Origin of the sequence: Nonomuraea sp. NPDC005650, assembly GCF_040605375.1 — a bacterium.
Taxonomy (GTDB): Bacteria; Actinomycetota; Actinomycetes; order Streptosporangiales; family Streptosporangiaceae; genus Nonomuraea.
The window spans coordinates 136,608-155,959 of the sequence record NZ_JBEXCR010000013.1; the positions used below are offsets into that span (position 1 = coordinate 136,608).

Below are 19,352 nucleotides of genomic sequence, written 5' to 3' on the forward strand. Positions count from 1 at the left end.
ATGGAACGTCTACCTAGCTGGCTGCGCCGGCATCTGGCCGCGATCAGAGCGGTGGCCGTCCTGACCGTGCTGCTCGGCCTGATCTACCCGCTGGCGGTGACCGGCCTCGCCCAAGTGCTGTTCAACCACAAAGCCAACGGCTCGATCGTGCAGGCCGGCGGCAAGGACGTGGGCAGCGCGCTCATCGGCCAGTCCTTCACCGACACCGACGGCAAGGCGGTCGGGAAGTACTTCCAGTCCCGCCCGTCGGCCGGCGGCTACGATCCGGCCTCGACCGGCGCCAGCAACCTCGGCCCCGAAGACATCATCGACGTGCTGGCGGTGCCCGGCGCCGAGGGCAAGCAGTCGCTGCTCACCCAGGTCTGCGCCCGCTCCAAAGCGGTCGGCGAGCTGGAGGGCGTCAGCGGCGCCCGCCCGTACTGCACCTCCGACGGGGTCGGCGCGGTGCTGAAGGTCTTCCCCGGCCGGGCGGTCAGCGTCAACCAGGCCTGCCCCGCCACCCCCTTCATCGCCGGCTACCAGGGGTTGAAAGTGGAGTGCGCCAAGCCGGGCGAGGACTACGCCGCGGGCCGGACCGTGCCCGTGCGCGGCGACGTGAAGCAGCTGCGGGTGCCCGCCGACGCGGTGACCGCCAGTGGCTCCGGCCTGGACCCGCACATCTCCACCGCCTACGCCGAACTCCAGGCCCCCCGCGTGGCCAAGGAACGCGGCCTGCCCCTGGACCAGGTCAAGACGCTCATCGACGAGAACACCACCGGCCGGGCACTCGGCTTCATGGGCGAACCCGCCGTCAACGTGCTCGAACTCAACCTCGCACTCGACAGGAGGTGACATGAGGGGGCGGCTGAGGGTCTACCTGGGCGCCGCGCCCGGGGTGGGAAAGACGTACGCGATGCTCAGCGAGGGCCGCCGCGGACTGGAACGCGGCCGGGACGTGGTCGTGGGCTTCGTCGAGACCCACGGCCGCCCCCGCACCGCGGCCCTCCTGGGCGGGATGGAGGTGATCCCCCGCCAGACGCTGGTCTATCGCGGGGCCACCTTCACCGAGCTGGACGTGGACGCCCTCATCCAGCGCAAACCGAAGACCGCGCTCATCGACGAGCTGGCCCACACCAACGTGCCCGGCTCCAGGAACGTCAAGCGCTGGCAGGACATCGACGACATCCTCGACGCCGGGATCGACGTCATCTCCACGGTCAACATCCAGCATCTGGAGTCCGTCAACGACGTCGTCCAGGAGATCACCGGCATCCCGCAGCGCGAGACCGTCCCCGACGAGGTCGTACGCCGGGCCGACCAGGTCGAGCTGGTCGACATGTCGCCGGAGGCGCTGCGCCGCCGAATGGCCCACGGCAACGTGTACATGCCGGAAAAGGTCGACGCGGCCCTGTCGAACTACTTCCGCGTCGGCAACCTCACCGCCCTGCGCGAGCTGGCCCTGCTCTGGGTCGCGGGAAAAGTCGACGACCAGCTCGACCACTACCGCGCCGAGCACGGCATCGCCACCACCTGGGAGACCCGCGAACGCGTCGTCGTCGCCCTGACCGGCGGCCCGGAAGGCGACACCCTGGTACGCCGGGCCGCGCGCATCGCCGCCCGCACCAAGGGCGCCGACCTGCTGGCCGTCCACGTCACCAGCTCCGACGGGCTCACCGGCGCCGACCCGGCCAACCTGGCTCGCCAGCGCACGCTGGTCGAGAGCATGGGCGGCACCTACCACCAGGTCGTCGGCGACGACATCCCCCAGGCCCTGCTCGACTTCGCCCGCGGCGTCAACGCCACCCAACTCGTCCTCGGAGCCTCCAGAAGGGGCCGCTTCGCCCAGATCCTCTCCCGCGGCGTCGGAGTGGAGACCACGGCCCTGTCCGGCTCCATCGACGTCCACATGATCACCCACGAGGAGGCCAAACAGGGGCGCAGGCGTCCCGAACGCTCCCGGGCCGCGTTGACCAGGAAGCGCCGCCTGACCGGCTGGGTGCTGGCGGTGGCCGGGATGCCGCTGCTCACCGCCCTGCTCGCGCCGTTCAGGGATGTGCTGTCGCTGCCCAGCGAGATCCTGTTCTTCCTCAGCCTGACCGTCGGGGTCGCCCTGGCCGGCGGCATGTGGCCGGCCATCACCGCCGCCATCGGCGGGTCGCTGCTGCTCAACTACTACTTCACGCCGCCGATCGGCGAGTTCACCATCAACGACCCGGAGAACCTGTTCGCCCTGGTCGTGTTCGTGCTGGTCGCCGCCGCGGTCAGCACGATCGTGGACATCGCCGCCCGCCGTACCAGACAGGCCGCCCGCGCCAGCGCGGACGCCGAGGCGCTGTCCACGCTGGCCGGGCACGTGCTGCGCGGCGAGGCCGCGCTGCCCTCGCTGCTCGGCCGCCTGCGCGAGACGTTCGGACTGGATTCGGTCACCCTGCTCGAACGCCTCGGCGAGCCCACCCCGGACGACCAGTCCGAGCCCGCCGCCTGGCGCATCATCGCCACCACCGGCCACGCCCCGTGCACCAACCCCGGCACGGCCGACACCGACGTGCAGATCAGCGACCGGCTCGTCCTGGCCGCCCGCGGCCGGCTGCTGGACGCCAGCGACCGGCGCGTGCTGGAGGCGTTCGCCGCCGAGGCCGCCGTCGCGCTGCGGCAGGAGCGCCTGGAGGCGGAGGCCGAACAGGCCAAGCCGCTGGCCGAGGCCGACAAGATGCGCACCGCCCTGCTCGCCGCCGTCAGCCACGACCTGCGCACCCCGCTGGCCGCCGCCAAGGCCTCCGTCGAGAGCCTGCGCAGCCCCGACATCGACTGGTCTCCCCAAGACCGCGACGAACTGCTCGACACCGCCCACGAATCCCTGGCCCGGCTCGACCGGCTGGTGGAGAACCTGCTCGACATGAGCCGCCTGCAGGCCGGCGTGCTCGGCCTGGCGCTCCAGCCCGTCGCCCTGGAAGAGGTCGTGCCCCGGGCGATCGACGACCTCGGGCCGGTACGCGACCGCATCGAGGGCGACATCTCCATCGAGCTCCCCGAGATCGTCGCCGACCCCGCGCTGCTGGAACGCGTCCTGGTCAACCTGATGACCAACGCCGTCCGCTACAGCCCCGCCGGCCAGAAGGTGCTCATCACCGCCAGCTGGCACGACGCCCAGGTCGAGATCCGCGTCGTCGACCGCGGTCCCGGCATCCCGCCCGAGGCCCGCGACCGGGTCTTCCAGCCGTTCCAGCGACTCGGCGACCGCGACAACGGCACCGGTGTCGGCCTCGGGCTCGCGCTCTCCCGAGGGCTGACCGAGGCCATGGGCGGCACGCTCGTACCGGAAGAGACACCAGGGGGAGGTCTGACCATGACCGTCCAGATGCCCATCTCATCCCAGGCGGTGACCGCATGACCAAGATCCTCGTCGTCGACGACGAACCGCAGATCCTGCGCGCCCTGCGCATCAACCTGGCCGCCCGCCAGTACGAGGTCGCCGTCGCCGAGAACGGCTCCTCCGCGCTGCGCCAAGCCGCCGAATGGCATCCCGACCTCGTCGTGCTCGACCTCGGCCTGCCCGACATCGACGGCGTCGACGTCATCCACGGCCTGCGCGGCTGGACCCGGATCCCGATCGTGGTGCTGTCCGGCCGGGCCGGGAACCAGGACAAGATCGACGCCCTGGACGCCGGCGCCGACGACTACGTGACGAAACCGTTCAGCATCGAGGAGTTCCTGGCCCGCATCCGCGCCGTCTCCCGCCGCGCCGCCATCCACGAGGCCGAACTCGCCAGCATCCAGATCGGCGAGCACACGGTCGACCTCGTCGGCAAGACCGTCTCCGGCGGCCAGCGGCTCACCCCCACCGAATGGCACATCCTGGAGATCCTGCTGCGCAACCCCGGCAAGCTCATCCCCCAGCGCTACCTGCTGACCGAGGTGTGGGGCAGCAAGCACGTCAAGGAGACCCACTACCTGCGCCAGTACCTGGCCCAGCTCCGCAAGAAGTTCGAACGCGACCCGGCCCACCCGGTCCACCTGATCACCGAACCGGGCATGGGCTACCGCTTCACGCCGTGACCGCCACGGCAAGGGCGGGTTCGCGAGGTGTTCGTGTCAGGTCCGGGTTCAGTGCCGGGCCGTCTGCATCAGGCGCAGTGCCGCCTCGGCCGTCTCATACCGCCAGGCGGCCACGACGTGGTCGAAGCCCTGCGCCTGGTCGCGTTGCGCCCTCAGGCGGACGATGATCGGCTCGATGCGCTCGGCCTGCGCGTCCAGCAGCGGGCGCGGGTCCGCGCCGGATCGCTGGAGCAGGGCGAACTTGGTCAGGAACTCGGTGCGGATGTCGCGGATGTGCTCGACCGGGCACATCAGCCACCCGTCCACGGCCGACCTCCCGGCCGCCGTCGTGGTGAAAACCGTACGCCGCGGACCGCCCTGCCCCGGCTCCTCGCCGCACGGCTCGATGAGGGCCAGGTCGGCGAGCCGATCGAGCGCCCGGTAGACCCGGGGCCGCGGCACCTGCCAGATCGCGCCGACGGCACCGGTGGGAGCCGTGAGCCTCGCCACGGCGAAGCCGTGCGTGGGCCCCTCCGCCACGAGCGTGAGCACGACCCACTCGGTGAGTGACAACGCGCGAGAATCCACACACTCAAGGGTAGGGCCAGTCGCGGCGTTCAGGAGGCCACCAAGTAGTCTCAGACGGACTAGCCACGGCTGCGGAGGGCTGCTTTGTGAGGGACGAGGAGGCCGGCGCCTTGATGCGTGGCCCCGGATGAAGCCCGCCCCGAACGCCATCTGCGTCGGCGGCCCCTACGACGGCATGCTGACCCACATCGACCAGGACGTCGGCATCGTGGAGGTCGTCGTCTTCGAGCCGGACAGCCCGACGCGCAGCGCCCCCTACCGGGTCACGACGGGCCGGGTCCACCATCCGTCGTGCGCCGCCCCGTTCGTCGTGTTGAGCTGGGTCGAGACCGCCGACGGCCGGCCCTGACCCTTTCCGGGCGCGCGCCCACCCGGCAGAAGAGGTGGGCGCGGCCGGCGGCCTGCAGGTTCCCGCCTGGCGGCACGCCGCCCGCGCCCACCCCTCGTTTCCCGGGTCCGCCAATCCCGAGCCCGGGAGGCTCCTTCTACAGCTGCGTGCACACCGCCTTGACCTCGGTGTACGCCTCCAGCACCTCGTGACCCATCTCCCGCCCCCAGCCGGACTGCTTGTAGCCGCCGAACGGCAGAGCCGCGTCGAAGACGTTGTAGCAGTTGATCCAGACGGTGCCCGCCCGGAGCTTGCCCGCCAGGGCGTGCGCCTTGGAGATGTCGCGGGTCCAGATGCCCGCGCCCAGCCCGTAGGTCGTGTCGTTGGCCTGGGCGGCGATCTCGTCCAGATCCGAGAACGGCGAGGCCACCACGACCGGGCCGAAGATCTCCTCACGGACGATCTTCATGTCGGGGCGGGTGTCGGTGATCACCGTGGGCTGCACGAAGTAGCCCTCCTCGCCGTGGCGGGCCCCGCCGACGACCGTACGGGCCCCCTCGCTGCGCCCGGAGTCCAGGTAGCCGGTCACGCGCCGCAGCTGCTCGTCGGAGACCAGCGGACCCATCTGCGTGTCCGGCTCCAGCCCGGAGCCCAGCCTGATGCCGCGGGCGATGTCGGCCACGCCTTCCACGACCTGCTCGAAGTGGCTGCGCTGGACGAACAGCCGGGAGCCGGCCACGCAGCACTGGCCGTGGTTGAAGAAGATCGCGTTGGCCGCGCCCTGCACGGCGAGCTCGGGGTCGGCGTCGTCGAAGACGATGTTGGGGCTCTTGCCGCCCAGTTCCAGGCTGACCTTCTTCAGGTTGCCCGCCGCCGCGTGCACGATCAGCTTGCCGACCTCGGTGGAGCCGGTGAAGGCCACCTTGTCCACGCCGTCGTGGGCGGCCAGCGCCGCTCCGGCCGTCTCGCCGTACCCGGGCAGGACGTTGACCACGCCGTCGGGGATGCCGGCCGCGGCGATCAGCTCGGCCAGCCGCAGCGCCGTGAGCGGGGTCTGCTCGGCCGGCTTGAGGATCACGGTGTTGCCGGTGGCCAGCGCGGGCGCGAGCTTCCAGGCGGCCATGAGCAGCGGGAAGTTCCACGGGATGATCTGGCCGACGACGCCGACGGGCTCGCGCAGGGTGTAGGCGTGGAAGGCGGCGCCGGGCATGTACGGCACCGACGGCGTGATCGTGTTGCCCTCGATCTTCGTCGCCCACCCGGCCATGTAGTGGAACATGTCGGCGGACAGGGGGATGTCCGCGGCCCGGGCCACGGCCAGCGGTTTGCCGTTGTCGAGCGATTCGAGCTGGGCCAGCTCCTCGGCGTGCTCCAGGATCAGATCGCCGATCTTCCAGATCAGCCGGCCGCGCTCGGACGGGGTCAGCCGCGACCACGGGCCGTCGAAGGCGCGGCGGGCGGCCCGCACGGCGCGTTCGACGTCCTCGGCGTCGGCCTCGGCCACGTGGGCGAGCGGCCGGCCGGTGGCGGGGTTCGGGGTGGCGAAGGTCCTGCCGGAGGCGGCGTCCACCCACCGGCCGTCGATGAAGAGCTGCCGAGGCGTCGCCACGAAGTCTTCGACGCTCTTGTCCAAGGTCACCGTCATCAGCGTCGGCTTCCTCTCGATGAACGTGCGCCCGCCCGGGACCGGCCTGGCCTGGCCCGGTCGACCGAGCTGGCGCTTGGTAGTCCCTATGAGACTACTGACGGCGGCAGAAGGCAAGGGGCACGCCGGCGGCGCCGAGGCGGGATGTCCCGGTTCAGTCTCCGACGGCCAAGATCACGTCGGACGCCTTGATCACCGCGACCAGCTCGCTGCCCGGCCGCAGTCCGAGCTCTTCGACGGCCTCCACCGTGATGGTCGCCACCAGCCGCACGCCGCCGGCGTCCAACTCCACGTTCGCCGCCGCCTCGCCCTTGGTGATCCCCGTCACCCGGGCCGGAATCCTGTTACGCGCGCTCAACCGCATGATGCGCCCCTCTCTCGTCCTTCACCTGTCAGCCGTCTGCCCGCGAGCGGCGCGGTCAAGTCCAGTCAGCGGGATTCTTCTCAGGCGCGGGCGGCGGTGGCCGGGTGACGGGCCGGCAGATCGCCGAGCATCACTTGACAGTGACTTTTAGTGGTCAGGAATTTACCATGAGTCACTGACGCGTTGGTGTACCCCCACGGAGGACGCGTGACGGAAAATCATGACTACGACCTCGTCGTGGTCGGCGCGGGGCCCGTCGGGCTCGCCGCCGCGTACCACGCCACCAGGGCCGGCCGCTCCGTCCTGGTCCTGGAACGCTTCAACCTCTTCAACCAGTCGGGCAGCTCCAACGACCTGACCCGCATGTTCCGCACCATGTACACCGAGGATTTCATGGCCGACCTGGCCAAGACCTCGATCCGGAGCTGGCAGGACCTGGAGCTCGACGCGGGCGAGCGGCTCATCCTGATGTCGGGCCTGCTGAACTTCGGCGACCCGACGTACGCGATGGGCCCGGAGGGCAACCTGCTCGACCCGATCAAGAACCTCAAGCGGCTGAAGATGGAATACCGCGTCCTGGCCGCCGCGCAGATCCAGCGGGAATACCCGTTCATGCGGCTGCCCGAGACCTTCGTCGGGCTGTACGCGCCGGACAACGGCTGCATCGACGTACCCCTGGTGCTGCGCACCCTGCGCCGGCTGACCGTCGAACGCGGCGGGCAGGTGCGCCCCCACGCCCGCGTCACCGCGCTGGCCGGCCGCGCCGGCGGGGTGGTCGTCACGATCGGGCAGGACGAGAAGGTCACCGCCCGCAAGTGCGTCGTCGCCTGCGGCGCCTACACCAACGACGTGCTCGCCAGTCTCGACCTGCGGCTGCGGCTCGGCATCTGGGAGATGGGCTACGGCTACTTCGCGAGCGACCCCGGCCCGCCCGGCACGCGCTTCCCCAGCATGTGGTTCCAGTTCCGCGCTCCGACCTACGGCGACCCGGCCCTGTCGAACCTGTTCTACGGCTTCCCCGCCCTGCCGTGGGGACCGCCGGACGCGGTGCGGATCGCGGTGGACAACGCGGTCAACGTGATCACCGACCCCGACCGGCGGCGGCTGCTCCCGGCCGGCAGCGAGCTGGAGCGCACCGCCGAGTTCGTCGCCGGCCACTGCGTCGGCGTGGACACGCGCCCCAACTTCACCGGCACGTGCCTGCAGACCAACGCCGTCGACAACATGTACATCCTGGACCAGCTCCCCTGCCACCCGGACATCGCGGTGTTCACCGCCGGGTGGGCGTTCAAGATGGTGCCGCTGATCGGCGAGATCCTCTACCAGCTCCTCTTCGAAGGCGGGACGCCGCACGACATCTCACGCTTCTCGATCACCCGGAAGGGAATGCTGGCGTGACGTCCCCGCGCGAGCTGCGCCTCAACCCCGGCCACCAGGACGGTCCAGCTCGAAGACGTTGACGCCGGGGGCGAGGGCCCGCACTCCGGAGATGTCGCGCCGTCCGGCGCGTGGGCGTCACAGCTCGGCGGTCCGCTCCCAGATCGACTTCATCTCGGCGAACCCCTGCTCCATGATGCTCACCATGGCCTCCCTGGCCCGCTCCCCGTCGCGCCGCTGGATCGCCTGGGCCACGTCGGTGTGCAGCTGCAACGCCTGCTCGTCCGGGTGGTGGGGCATCAGGTGGTAGTGGTGCCGGCCGGCGAGCACCTCGGCGACGATCAGCTGCAGTTTCGCGAACATCTCGTTGCCGGAGGCGGCCAGCACGCGCCGGTGGAACTCGATGTCCAGAGTGAGGAAGCGCGCCTCGTCGCCGGCCTTCCCGGCGGCCCACATCTTGGCCGCGAGCCCGACCAGCTCGCTCGCCTCGTCGTCGTCGATCCGCTCGGCGGCCAGCCAGGCGGCGTACGGCTCGATCGCGGTCCGCAGCTCGGTGATCGAGCGCAGCTGCGCCATCCGCCCGTCCGAGGCGAGCCGCCAGCGGATCACCTGCGGATCGAAGACGCTCCACACCCCGGCGGCCTGGATCATGATCCCGACCCGGCGCCGGGTCTCGACGAGCCCCATGGACGCGAGCACCCGCAGCACCTCGCGGATCACCGAGCGGGAGACCTGGTAGCGGTCGACCAGGTCTTCGATGCTCAGGACGGAACCGGCGGGCACGTCGCCGCTGCAGATGGCGGTGCCGAGGTGGTCGAGGACGCGTGCGTGCAGCCCAGCCTCGGCAGGGGCGTGCCGGGTGGGGGCGCCCCCCGCGGTGGACTGATTCACAAATAGAGCATATCAGTCGGAGCCAACTCTTGAATAAGTCAGCTTTTTTGGCCTAGCATCCCGGCACTAAGCAGATGTTACGAGCGTGTGTCGCTCTTCCGGGGGCGACGGCCATGACAGGAAGGCGGGATGACGTGCGACGTCAATCGATATTCGGTACATCTCTGGCCGTGGTTGTCGCCATGGGCCTGTCCGCCTGTGGCGGCGGTGGCGACAGCGGGTCCAAGACGATCCGCGTCACCCTGGCCAACCACGTGTGGACCGAGAACATCAAGCAGGCGCTGCCCGAGTTCGAGAAGCAGACGGGGCTCAAGGCCGAGATCACCCAGCTCGGCGAGGACCAGCTCTCCGACCAGTACAACGTCAAGCTGAACGCCGGCTCGTCGGACATCGACGTGATGATGTACCGCCCCCTGCAGGAGGGCAGGCTCTTCGCCAAGAACAAGTACCTGGCCGACCTGTCGGACCAGGTGAAGGCCGGCAAGGACTGGGACTTCGCCGACTTCCAGGCCGGCCCGGTGGAGGCCACCACGTACGAGGGCAAGCCGGTCGGCGTCCCGATCATCACCGAGCAGGAAGTCCTCTACTACCGCAAGGACCTGCTCGCCAAGGCCGGGCTGAGCGCCCCGCCGAAGACCCTCGACGAGCTGAAGGCCGCCGCCGCCAAGGTCAAGGCGGCCGAGCCGGACGTCGCCGGCTTCGTCGCCCGTACCGGCAAGTCGGCGGCGGTCACCCAGTTCTCCAGCTTCCTCTACAGCTTCGGCGGCGACTTCGTCGACGGCGGCGGCAAGGCCGCGGTCAACAGCGACGCGGCCAAGCAGGCGTACGCCTTCTACGGTGGCCTGATCAAGGACTCCGGCCCGGCGAACGTCAGCACCGACATGGGCTGGCCCGAGGCGATGGCCATCTTCACCCAGGGCAAGGCCGCCTTCTACACCGAGGCCAACTCGCTCTACAAGAACGCCACCGACCCGGCCAAGTCCAAGGTCTCCGACCAGGTCGGCTTCGCGCCGTTCCCGGCCGGCCCGGCCGGGTCGAAGCCGTACAACATCCCGTCGTGGGCGCTGGGCATCAACTCCAGCTCGGAGAACGCGGGCAACTCCTGGAAGTTCATCGAGTGGGCCACCAGCAAGGCGCAGACGCTCGCCCAGCAGAAGTCCGGCGTGCCGGGCGCCCGCAGCTCCGTCTGGGCCGACCCGGAGAGCACCTCGACCTTCCCGAAGGACCTGGTGGAGGCCATCGCGGCCAGCACCAAGGCCGGGGTGGGCCATGACCGGCCGCTGGTCGTGAAGGTCGCCGAGTCCCGCGAGATCGTCGGCCAGCCGATCGTCGACGCGATCACCGGCAAGGACGCCGCCGCGGCCACAGACACGGCCAACGCCGCGTTCCAGAAGTTCCTGGACGACGAGGCCAAGTAAGCGGCACCCGCGGCCCGCCCACCCCTGGAGACCTCATGGCAACGATCACCACCACCGAGCCGCCGCGCAGCGCCTCCGCCGGCCCGGACACGCCCGGCTGGGTGCGCTGGGTCGACGAGCACCGCAAGTGGCTCTTCGCCGCGCCCGCGATGGCCTTCGTCGCCGCGCTGCTCGTGTTCCCGCTGGCCTGGACCGGCTACCTCAGCCTGACCGACGCCGAGGGGTCCGTGCGCGCGGAGAGCGAGTTCGTGGGCCTGCGGAACTACCTCGACGTCTTCTCCGACACCGACCGGTTCTGGCCGGCCGTCGGACGGACCGCCGCGTTCACGGTGGTGGCGCTGCTGTTCGAGGTGGTGCTCGGGATGGCGATCGCGCTGCTGCTCTGGCGGCCGTTCAAAGGGCAGCGGTGGGTCCGCGTCGCCATCCTGATGCCGCTCGTCGCCACCCCGGTCGCGGTCGGCATGATGTGGCGGCTCATCTTCGACCCGAACATCGGCCTGGCCAACCAGGTGCTCGGCTGGGTCGGCATCGGGCCCCAGCCGTGGCTCGCCGGCCCGCACACCGCCCTGCCCACCACGATCTTCATCGACGTGTGGCAGTGGACGCCGATGGTGGTGCTGATCCTGCTCGCCGGGCTCACCTCGCTGTCGGAGGAGCCGCAGGAGGCGGCGCGCATCGACGGCGCCAGCACCTGGCAGCGCTTCCGGCACGTCACCCTGCCGCTGCTGATGCCCACGCTGACCGTGGCGGTGCTGCTGCGCGGCATCGACGCGCTGAAGACCTTCGACATCCTCTACGCCACCAAGGGCCGCGGCGGCGGCTCGTTCCACGAGGTGGAGACCTTGAACGTGTACGCCTACGGCCTCAGCTTCGACTACAACGAGTACGGCGTCTCCTCCACGGTCCTCATCCTCTTCTTCCTCATCATCATCGGGGCGATGTGGGCCCTGACCGCCCGGCGCAAGGAGGCGCAGCGATGAAGCCCCGGCCCGCGTACCAGGTGTTCCGGGTGGTGGCGCTCGCCTTCGTGGTGCTCGCCCTGCTCGCGCCGCTGCTCTGGATGGTCGCCGCGTCGTTCAAGACCAACGTCGACATCTACGACCCCGGCAAGGCGCTGGTCTTCTCCCCCACCATGGACAACTACGCCAAGGTGCTCCAGCAGGCGAACTACGTCGAGTTCATCGTCAACAGCCTCTGGGTCGCCTTCGCCGCCACCGTGGCGTCGCTGATCCTCGGCGTGCCGGCCGCGTACTCGATGAGCCGGTTCAACATGCGGAAGTCCGCGCTGGTGGTGCTGATGGCCCGGGTCATCCCCGGCGTCTCGCTGCTGGTGCCGTGGTACTACGTCTTCTCCAACCTGAAGATGGTCGGGGGCTTCGGGGTGCTGATCATCAGCCACATGTTCGTCTCGCTGCCGCTGGTGGTCTACATCATGATGGGCTACTTCGACAGCCTGCCCGAGGAGTTGGAGGAGGCGGCGCTGGTCGACGGGCTGACCCACGTGGGCGCGTTCCGGCGCATCACGCTGCCGCTGTCGGTGCCGGGCATCGCCACCGCCGGGATCCTGTCGTTCATCTTCTCCTGGAACAACTTCATGTTCGCGCTCGTGCTCTCCGACGCGGACACCAAGACCCTGCCCGTGGCGATCTTCGACTTCGTCGGCTACGCCAGCATCGACTGGGGCGGCCTGATGGCCGCGACCACCGTGGTCACCCTGCCGATCATGGTGATCGCCCTGTTCGTACAGAAGTACGTGGTCTCGGGCCTCACCGCCGGCGCGACGAAGGGCTGACCGGGATGACGACCATCGCGCGCATCGAGACCTTCCTCGTCGCCCCCCGCTGGCTCTTCGTCCGGGTGGAGACCGGCTCCGGGATCGTGGGCTGGGGCGAGGCCACCTGCGAGGGGCGCTCCGAGACCGTCCGCGCGGCCGTCGACCAGCTCGCGGAGCTGCTGATCGGCCGGGACGCGCTGCGCATCGAGGACCACTGGCAGGTGCTGACCAAGGGCTCGTTCTACCGGGGCGGCCCGATCCTGGCCAGCGCCGTGGCGGGTCTCGACCAGGCCCTCTGGGACATCGCCGGCAAACACTTCGGCGCCCCGGTGCACCAACTGCTCGGCGGCCCGGTCCGGGACCGGATCCGGGTGTACGGCTGGGTCGGCGGCGACGAGCCCGGCGAGGTCCGCGACCACGTCGCCGCCCAGATCGACGCCGGGCTCACCGCGGTGAAGATGAACGCCTCCGGCAGGATGAGCCCGGTCGCCTCGGTCGCCGAGCTGAACGGCGTGGTCGCCCGGGTGGCCGCCGCCCGCGAGGTGCTCGGCGACGACCGCGACGTCGCCGTCGACTTCCACGGGCGGTTCACGCTGGCCAATGCCCGCCGGGTGGCGCCGCTGCTGGAGCCGTACCGGCCGCTGTTCCTGGAGGAGCCGGTCGTCCCGGAGAACTCGCACCTCATCGGCGAGTTCGTCCGCTCGACGACCGTCCCGGTGTCGACCGGGGAACGGCTCTACAGCCGGCAGGAGTTCCTGCCCGTCCTCCAGGCCGGCATCGCGGTCGCCCAGCCGGACCTGTCGCACGCCGGCGGCATCACCGAGGTACGCAAGATCGCCGCGCTCGCCGAGGTGTACGACGTGCAGCTCGCCCCGCACTGCCCGCTCGGCCCGATCGCCCTCGCGGCCTGCCTGCAGATCGGCTTCGCCACGCCGAACTACCTGATCCAGGAGCAGAGCATCGGCATCCACTACAACCGCGGCGCCGAGGTGCTCGACTACTGCCTGGACAAGGCCCCGCTGACGTTCGCGGACGGACACGTCGAACGGCTCACGGCGCCCGGCCTGGGCATCGAGATCGACGAGCAGGCGGTCCGCTCCGCCGACAGAAAGGGACACGCCTGGCGCAGCCCCATCTGGCGGCACCCGGACGGTTCGTACGCGGAATGGTAACCATGTCCCTCGAACGCACCGCCGACGCCAGAAAGGCACACCCGCGTGAAGATCACCGCAGCGGACGTCATCGTCACCAGCCCTGACCGCAACTTCGTCACCCTCAAGATCACGACGAACGACGGGATCACCGGGCTGGGGGACGCCACCCTCAACGGGCGTGAGCTGGCGGTCGCGTCGTACCTGTCGGACCACGTCGTCCCCCTGCTGATCGGGCGGGACCCGCATCGCATCGAGGACACCTGGCAGTTCCTCTACCGCTCGGCGTACTGGCGGCGGGGGCCCGTCACCATGGCGGCCATCGCGGCCGTGGACGTGGCGCTGTGGGACATCAAGGCCAAAGCCGCCGGGATGCCGCTTTACCAGCTGCTCGGCGGAGCCTCCAGGAACGGGATCATGGCGTACGGGCACGCCTCCGGCCGCGATCTGCAGGAGCTGTTCGACTCGATCCGCGAGCACCTGGAGCTGGGCTACCGGTCGCTGCGGGTGCAGACCTCCGTGCCGGGCATCAACGCCGTGTACGGCGTGGCCGCCCAGCCCAGCACCGGCGGCACGCGGTACGACTACGAGCCGGCCCAGCGCACCCCGCTGCCCGCCGAGGAGGACTGGGACACCCGCGCCTACCTGCGCCACCTGCCCGGCGTCTTCGAGGCGGTGCGCAACGAGTTCGGCCCCGAGCTGCCGCTGCTGCACGACGGGCACCACCGGATGACCCCCATCCAGGCCGCCAGGCTCGGCAAGGCCCTGGAGCCGTACGACCTGTTCTGGCTGGAGGACTGCACCCCGGCGGAGAACCAGGAGGCGCTGCGCCTGGTCCGCCGGCACACCACCACCCCGCTGGCCATCGGGGAGGTCTTCAACACCGTGTGGGACTACCAGACGCTGATCCGCGAGCAGCTCATCGACTACGTGCGCTCCGCCGTCACCCACACCGGGGGGATCACGGCCATGCGGAAGCTGCTCGACTACGCCGCCCAGTACCAGATCAAGTCCGGCATCCACGGCCCGACCGACATCTCGCCAGTCGGCATGGCCGCCGCGCTGCACCTGGACCTGGCGATCCACAACTTCGGCATCCAGGAGTACATGCAGCACGGCCCGGCGACCAACGAGGTGTTCCGGCAGTCGTTCGGCTTCGCCGACGGCTACCTGCACCCCGGTGAGCTGCCGGGGCTCGGGGTGGAGCTCGACGAGGAGGCCGCGGCGCGGTTCCCGTACCGGCCGGCGTACCTGCCGTTCAACCGGCTCAAGGACGGCACCGTCCATGACTGGTGAGCACCGGCCCACCCGGCACCTCGTGGTGATGGGCGTGTCGGGCGTGGGCAAGACGACCGTGGCCCGCAGGATCAGCGAGCTGACCGGGCTGCGGTTCGCCGAGGCGGACGAGTTCCACCCGGAGGCGAACGTGGCGCGGATGCGCGCCGGCGTCCCGCTCGACGACGCGGACCGCTGGCCGTGGCTCCGTGACCTGGCGGCCTGGATGGCCGCCCGGCACGCCGAGGGCGTCTCCACGGTGCTGGCCTGCTCGGCGCTCAAGCGCTCCTACCGGGACGTCCTCCGGCAGGGCCCGCCGGACGTGGAGTTCGTCCATCTGCACGGGTCGGCGAAGCTGATCCGGGACCGGTTGAACCGCCGCACCGGCCACTACATGCCGGCCGCGCTGCTCGACTCGCAGCGGGCGGCCCTGGAACACCTCGGCCCGGAGGAGTCCGGGCTGGTGCTGGAGGCGACGCTGCCGCCGGACGAGCTGGCGGCGACGGTGCGGACCCGGCTCGGCCTGCCGCAGGCGTGACCCGCTCCAGCGGGGCGTGAGCCGTTCACCCGCCCCTGACCTCAGCGGGCACGAAGGACTCCAGCCGGTGCAGGAGGGCGGCCATCTCGGACTCGGGCAGGCGGGTGGTGTCGGCGCTCAGGGCCACGCCGAGCGTGCCCTTCCAGCGCATCAGGTCCACGCAGAAGGCGCAGCTGCGCCGGTCCACGCCGGGCAGCCACTCCAGCTCGGACTCCCCGTCCGCGCCGCCCGGGTCCTCGCCCGGGCGCAGGTCGTTGAAGCAGCACGACGGGAACATGGGGACGCCCCGGTCGGCGCTCATCCGGTCGACCATCGCGCGCAGGGCCAGCGAGTCGTAGCGGGCGCGCCGGTAGGAGGCGAGAACCGCCGGGTACGCGCTCGCCAGGGTCTCGGTGAGGGTGCCGCCCGGGCCCAGGGTGAACAGTCCGAGCTGGTCCAGGCTGGTGACCAGGTCCCGGGTCCGGCCGTCGAAGCGGTTGTGCACGATCGGGGTGATCGCGCACACCTCGTGCCCGGTCAGCTCGCGCAGCAGCATGGCGACCGCCACCAGCAGGACCGTGGCGGTGCTGACGCGCGTACGGCGGGCCAGCGCCCGGGCGGCCCGGTCGAGCCGGGGCGAGGACAGCACGGCCCGCGCGAACCTCGGCGTCGCGCCGCTCCCGACCACGGCGGGGAACACGGCGGACGGCACGGTCCGCAGCAGCGCCTCCCACTGCGCGATCGACCGGTCGGAACGGGCCGAGGCCGCCTGCTCCTCCCGTACGAGGTCGAGCAGCTGCGCCGACGGCGGTCGCGCGATCGCGCCGCGGAGCAGCAGCATCCGCAGGTCGCGCAGCACCACGTCCGCCGCGCGCCAGTCCGCGACGACATGGCTGATCACCAGCGCCACGCGGGTGGCGACGCCGTCGCGGACCACGAATCCGGCGCGCAGCGGCAGCTCGCCGTCGCCGAAGGGCCGTCCGGCCAGGCGGGCGACGATCTCGGCCGCGGCGTCGTCCGCCTCGCCGCGGGCGGCCTCGACCAGCTCGATCGGCAGGGTCCCGGCCGCCGCCACCTCCTGGTAAGGCCCGTCCGCGCCGTGCCGTACCAGGGATCGGAGCGCGTCGTGCCGGGCCACCACCTCGGCCAGGGCGGCGGCCACGGCCCCGGGGTGGCGCGGGCCGCCCGCGCGCGGGACGGCGAGCAGCCGGGGCACGTTGAAGTAGTGGGCGCTGTCCGGCCCCACCTCGTGGATCGCCCCCCAGACGTCCCGCTGACCCCACGCGAGCTCCGCCGTGCCGGAACGGTCGGAGGCGAAGTCCACCGAAAGCCGCATGGCCCTCCTAGCTCGGCAATCTCCGGGCCGCGGCGCCCAGCTCGGACAGCCGCAGACTCGGGTCCTCGCCCGCGAGCGACACCACGCGGGCGAACGCCTGCGCCAGGCGGTGCGCGGTGGCGGCGTCGAACAGGTCGGTCGAGTACTCCAGCCAGCCGCCGATCCCCTCGGGCCCCCGGTAGACGTCGAGGGAGACCTCCACCCGGGCCCGGCCCAGGTCCGGCTGCGGGTAGACCTCCACGGCCAGGTCCCCCAGCTCGGTACGGAGCATGTCGCCGGTGGGCAGGTTGTGGGTGAGGTTGAACATCGCCTGGCACAGCGGCGGGCGGCTCAGGTCGCGCGGCACCCGGAGCGCGCCCAGGATGCGGTCCAGGGAGGTCCCGGCGTGGGCGAGGGCCTTCAGGGTGCTGATCCGGGTACGCCGCAGCAGCTCGGCGAAGGGCGGGTCCCCCGACAGGTCGGCCCGCGCGACGAGCGTGGTGGAGAAGTAGCCGATCAGCGGGGCCAGCTCGGGCCGGTCCCGGCCGGCCACGGGCACGCCCACGCAGAAGTCGTCCTGCCCGGCGGCCGTACCCAGCGTGACCTGCCACGCGGCGAGCAACGCCATGAACGGGGTGGCCCGGTGGGCGCGCGCGAGGAGTTCCAGGCGGGTGACGTCCGCGTCCGGCACGGCCACGCCGGCCTTCGCGCCGCGGCCGGTCCAGCGGGCCGGGCGGGGGCGGTCCAGGGGCAGGTCGAGCGGCGGCGCCCCGGCGAGCCGCCCGGCCCAGAAGTCCAGGTGGTCCCGGCCCTCCTCGGCCCGCCGCCGCTCCGCCACGGCGAAGTCGCGGTACTGTGCGGGCAGCTCGTCCAGCAGGGGCGAACGGCCTTCCCGGTGGGCGCGGTAGCACTCGCCGAGCTCGCGCATGAGCACGTCGAGCGACCAGTGGTCGACCACGATGTGGTGCAGCACGATGCACAGGACGGCGTCGTCGGCGGCCAGGCGCAACAGGCCCGCCCGCCACGCGGGGGCCGCCGCGAGGTCGAACGGCCGCCCCGCGTAGCCGACGATCGCCTGCCCGGTGCCGGAGGCGGCGGGGTCCAGCCGGTCCAGCCGCACCTCGCGGGGTTCGTCCACGACCTGCGCGGGCAGGTCGCCGTCCAGCACGAAGCGGGTGCGCAGCACCTCGTGCCGGGCGGCGATCGCGGTGAACGCCGCGCCGAGCGCGGCCTCGTCGACGGGGCCGCGCAGGCGTACCGGCCAGGTGATGTGGTACGCGCAGTCGCCGGGGTCGAAGCGTTGCAGGAACCACAGCCGCTCCTGCCCGGTGGACAGCGGCCAGGTGCGCTCCTCCGGGTCGCCGAGCAGCGACCTGCGCAGCGCGGCGCGGCGTTCGGGAGGTAGCGTGGCCAGGCGCCGCAGCAGTCTCTCGCGCTCGGTGGTCAACGGCCCCCACCCCGCAGACCGCGCGGGCGCGAGTGGTTCGTCTCGGGGCTCACGAGCCCTCCTCGTTGATCGGACAGCCAACGTGGGAACGCTCCCAAAAAGGCTAGGTTTCCACCTCAGGAAAGGTCAAGATCTTCCGCGGCGACTCGACGTGAAGCGAACGGGACGGAACGCGATCAGCGCACGTGGCGGGGGCTTTTCCCAGCGCTTCATGCTCGGCGTTTGACAGTCTGGAAAGCTCTCCGTCGACCATTGTCGGGCCTCCCGGTGATCGATAGACTGCGTGGGAGCGCTCCCAAAATGCTGCCCTCCTCAAGGAGTGCCGATCGTGCCAGAAGGACTGCTGGAAGAGATCACGGAGGACCTGTCCGAGGACGACCTCGGGCTGCTCCTGCTGATCAGGCACTTCGAACGCAAGCTGCTCGACCTGTTCGGCCAGGGGCTCGTCCAGGGGACCACCCACACCTGCCTGGGGCAGGAGTACGTACCGGTCGCGCTGGCCCCGCTGCTGGGCGAGCGGGACTTCGTCTTCAGCAACCATCGCGGCCACGGCCACTACCTGGCGCGCTTCCGCGACCCGTACGGGCTGCTCGCGGAGATCACCGGACGCGAGGGCGCGGTCTGCGGGGGCGTGGGCGGCAGCCAGCACATCCTGTCCGGCCGCTACCTGTCCACCGGGATCCAGGGCGAGAGCCTGCCGGTCGCCACGGGCGCGGCCCTGCAGTTGCGGGACGCCGAGCCGGGCACGCTGGCGCTGGCCTACATCGGCGACGGGACGTGGGGCGAGGGCGCCGTGTACGAGGCGCTCAACATGGCCGCGCTCTGGCGGCTGCCGCTGGTCGTGGTGACCGAGAACAACGGGATCGCGCAGAGCACGCCGACGTCGGCGCAGCTGGCGGGCACGATCGGGGATCGGGCGCGGGCGTTCGGGTGCAGGTTCCTGCACGTCGGCTCGCGGCGCCTCCACGAGATCCGGGACGCGCTGCGGCCGCTGTTCGAGCGGACCAGGCAGGGCGCGGGGCCGCTGGTGGTGGAGTTCGCCACGCACCGGCTCGGGCCGCACAGCAAGGGCGACGACACCCGCTCCCCCGAGGAGCTGCGGCACGTCCGCGAGCACGACTGGTACCCGCGCGAGGGCGCCCCCGTCTCCCCCCGCTTCGCCCGCCTGGACGCGGAGGCGCGCGCGTTCGCCGAGGTGGTGGCCGGCGAGGTGCTCGCGCGGCCGCTGTCGGTGCGGGAGGGCTGAGG

At 71.3% G+C, this 19,352-nt stretch carries 18 protein-coding genes; 12 read left to right on the plus strand and 6 right to left on the minus strand.

The window, feature by feature from the left end; translation table 11 throughout:
- The 3 genes from ABZS69_RS23395 to ABZS69_RS23405 are packed head-to-tail and all read left to right on the plus strand — an operon-like array spanning window position 1 to window position 4,035.
- A complete protein-coding gene (locus ABZS69_RS23395) occupies window positions 1–831 on the plus strand; it encodes a potassium-transporting ATPase subunit C (protein WP_355376023.1) in 831 nt (276 codons plus the stop codon).
- Window position 832: 1 nt separating this feature from the next.
- A complete protein-coding gene (locus ABZS69_RS23400) occupies window positions 833–3,370 on the plus strand; it encodes a DUF4118 domain-containing protein (protein WP_355376027.1) in 2,538 nt (845 codons plus the stop codon).
- Window positions 3,367–4,035: a response regulator gene (locus ABZS69_RS23405; protein ID WP_355376030.1), complete on the plus strand. Its 669-nt coding sequence runs from the start codon at window positions 3,367–3,369 to the stop codon at window positions 4,033–4,035. Before ABZS69_RS23400 ends, ABZS69_RS23405 begins: the two co-directional genes overlap by 4 nt.
- A 48-nt stretch (window positions 4,036–4,083) precedes the next feature.
- Here the strand turns inward: ABZS69_RS23405 and ABZS69_RS23410 are convergent, their stop codons facing one another.
- Window positions 4,084–4,602 carry a helix-turn-helix transcriptional regulator gene (locus ABZS69_RS23410; RefSeq protein WP_355376033.1) on the minus strand — a complete coding sequence of 173 codons (519 nt, stop codon included), beginning with the start codon at window positions 4,600–4,602 and terminating at the stop codon, window positions 4,084–4,086.
- A gap of 127 nt (window positions 4,603–4,729) precedes the next feature.
- Between ABZS69_RS23410 and ABZS69_RS23415 the strand changes: the two genes are divergently transcribed.
- On the plus strand, window positions 4,730–4,951 hold the full coding sequence (locus tag ABZS69_RS23415; RefSeq protein WP_355376036.1) for a hypothetical protein: 222 nt from the start codon (window positions 4,730–4,732) through the stop codon (window positions 4,949–4,951).
- Window positions 4,952–5,087: 136 nt separating this feature from the next.
- On the opposite strand, the gene ABZS69_RS23420 is transcribed toward ABZS69_RS23415, so the two are convergent.
- Window positions 5,088–6,575, minus strand: a complete 1,488-nt coding sequence (locus ABZS69_RS23420; RefSeq protein WP_355376038.1) for an aldehyde dehydrogenase family protein — start codon at window positions 6,573–6,575, stop codon at window positions 5,088–5,090.
- A 154-nt stretch (window positions 6,576–6,729) separates the two neighbouring features.
- Window positions 6,730–6,939 (minus strand): TOBE domain-containing protein, encoded by a 210-nt coding sequence (locus tag ABZS69_RS23425; protein WP_355376041.1) that lies wholly within the window; start codon window positions 6,937–6,939, stop codon window positions 6,730–6,732.
- A 207-nt stretch (window positions 6,940–7,146) separates the two neighbouring features.
- Between ABZS69_RS23425 and ABZS69_RS23430 the strand changes: the two genes are divergently transcribed.
- On the plus strand, window positions 7,147–8,337 hold the full coding sequence (locus tag ABZS69_RS23430; protein ID WP_355376043.1) for an FAD-dependent oxidoreductase: 1,191 nt from the start codon (window positions 7,147–7,149) through the stop codon (window positions 8,335–8,337).
- 117 nt (window positions 8,338–8,454) lie between these two features.
- On the opposite strand, the gene ABZS69_RS23435 is transcribed toward ABZS69_RS23430, so the two are convergent.
- Window positions 8,455–9,207: an FCD domain-containing protein gene (locus ABZS69_RS23435; RefSeq protein WP_355376045.1), complete on the minus strand. Its 753-nt coding sequence runs from the start codon at window positions 9,205–9,207 to the stop codon at window positions 8,455–8,457.
- Between the two features lie 170 nt (window positions 9,208–9,377).
- Here ABZS69_RS23435 and ABZS69_RS23440 point away from each other — a divergent pair, with 170 nt between their 5' ends.
- Genes ABZS69_RS23440 through ABZS69_RS23465 form a run of 6 tightly spaced genes read left to right on the plus strand, consistent with a single transcriptional unit; the run spans window position 9,378 to window position 15,363 of the window.
- A complete protein-coding gene (locus ABZS69_RS23440; RefSeq protein WP_355376047.1) occupies window positions 9,378–10,625 on the plus strand; it encodes a sugar ABC transporter substrate-binding protein in 1,248 nt (415 codons plus the stop codon).
- A 35-nt stretch (window positions 10,626–10,660) separates the two neighbouring features.
- On the plus strand, window positions 10,661–11,605 hold the full coding sequence (locus tag ABZS69_RS23445; protein ID WP_355376050.1) for a sugar ABC transporter permease: 945 nt from the start codon (window positions 10,661–10,663) through the stop codon (window positions 11,603–11,605).
- Window positions 11,602–12,417 (plus strand): carbohydrate ABC transporter permease, encoded by an 816-nt coding sequence (locus ABZS69_RS23450; RefSeq protein WP_355376053.1) that lies wholly within the window; start codon window positions 11,602–11,604, stop codon window positions 12,415–12,417. The genes ABZS69_RS23445 and ABZS69_RS23450 overlap by 4 nt, the downstream gene beginning before the upstream one ends.
- A gap of 5 nt (window positions 12,418–12,422) precedes the next feature.
- Window positions 12,423–13,571: a galactonate dehydratase gene (dgoD, locus tag ABZS69_RS23455; protein WP_355376056.1), complete on the plus strand. Its 1,149-nt coding sequence runs from the start codon at window positions 12,423–12,425 to the stop codon at window positions 13,569–13,571.
- Window positions 13,572–13,616: 45 nt separating this feature from the next.
- Window positions 13,617–14,846 carry a D-mannonate dehydratase ManD gene (manD, locus tag ABZS69_RS23460; protein WP_355376059.1) on the plus strand — a complete coding sequence of 410 codons (1,230 nt, stop codon included), beginning with the start codon at window positions 13,617–13,619 and terminating at the stop codon, window positions 14,844–14,846.
- Window positions 14,836–15,363, plus strand: coding sequence for a gluconokinase (locus tag ABZS69_RS23465; protein WP_355376062.1), 528 nt, complete (start codon window positions 14,836–14,838; stop codon window positions 15,361–15,363). Before manD ends, ABZS69_RS23465 begins: the two co-directional genes overlap by 11 nt.
- Before the next feature lie 25 nt (window positions 15,364–15,388).
- Here the strand turns inward: ABZS69_RS23465 and ABZS69_RS23470 are convergent, their stop codons facing one another.
- Together ABZS69_RS23470 and ABZS69_RS23475 are read right to left on the minus strand one after the other, a co-directional pair.
- Window positions 15,389–16,678 (minus strand): condensation domain-containing protein, encoded by a 1,290-nt coding sequence (locus ABZS69_RS23470; protein ID WP_355376065.1) that lies wholly within the window; start codon window positions 16,676–16,678, stop codon window positions 15,389–15,391.
- Window positions 16,679–16,685: 7 nt separating this feature from the next.
- A complete protein-coding gene (locus ABZS69_RS23475) occupies window positions 16,686–18,104 on the minus strand; it encodes a condensation domain-containing protein (RefSeq protein ID WP_355376068.1) in 1,419 nt (472 codons plus the stop codon).
- A gap of 328 nt (window positions 18,105–18,432) precedes the next feature.
- On the opposite strand from ABZS69_RS23475, the gene ABZS69_RS23480 reads away from it, so the two are divergent.
- On the plus strand, window positions 18,433–19,350 hold the full coding sequence (locus tag ABZS69_RS23480) for a thiamine pyrophosphate-dependent dehydrogenase E1 component subunit alpha (RefSeq protein ID WP_355376071.1): 918 nt from the start codon (window positions 18,433–18,435) through the stop codon (window positions 19,348–19,350).
- Window positions 19,351–19,352 lie beyond the last annotated feature (2 nt).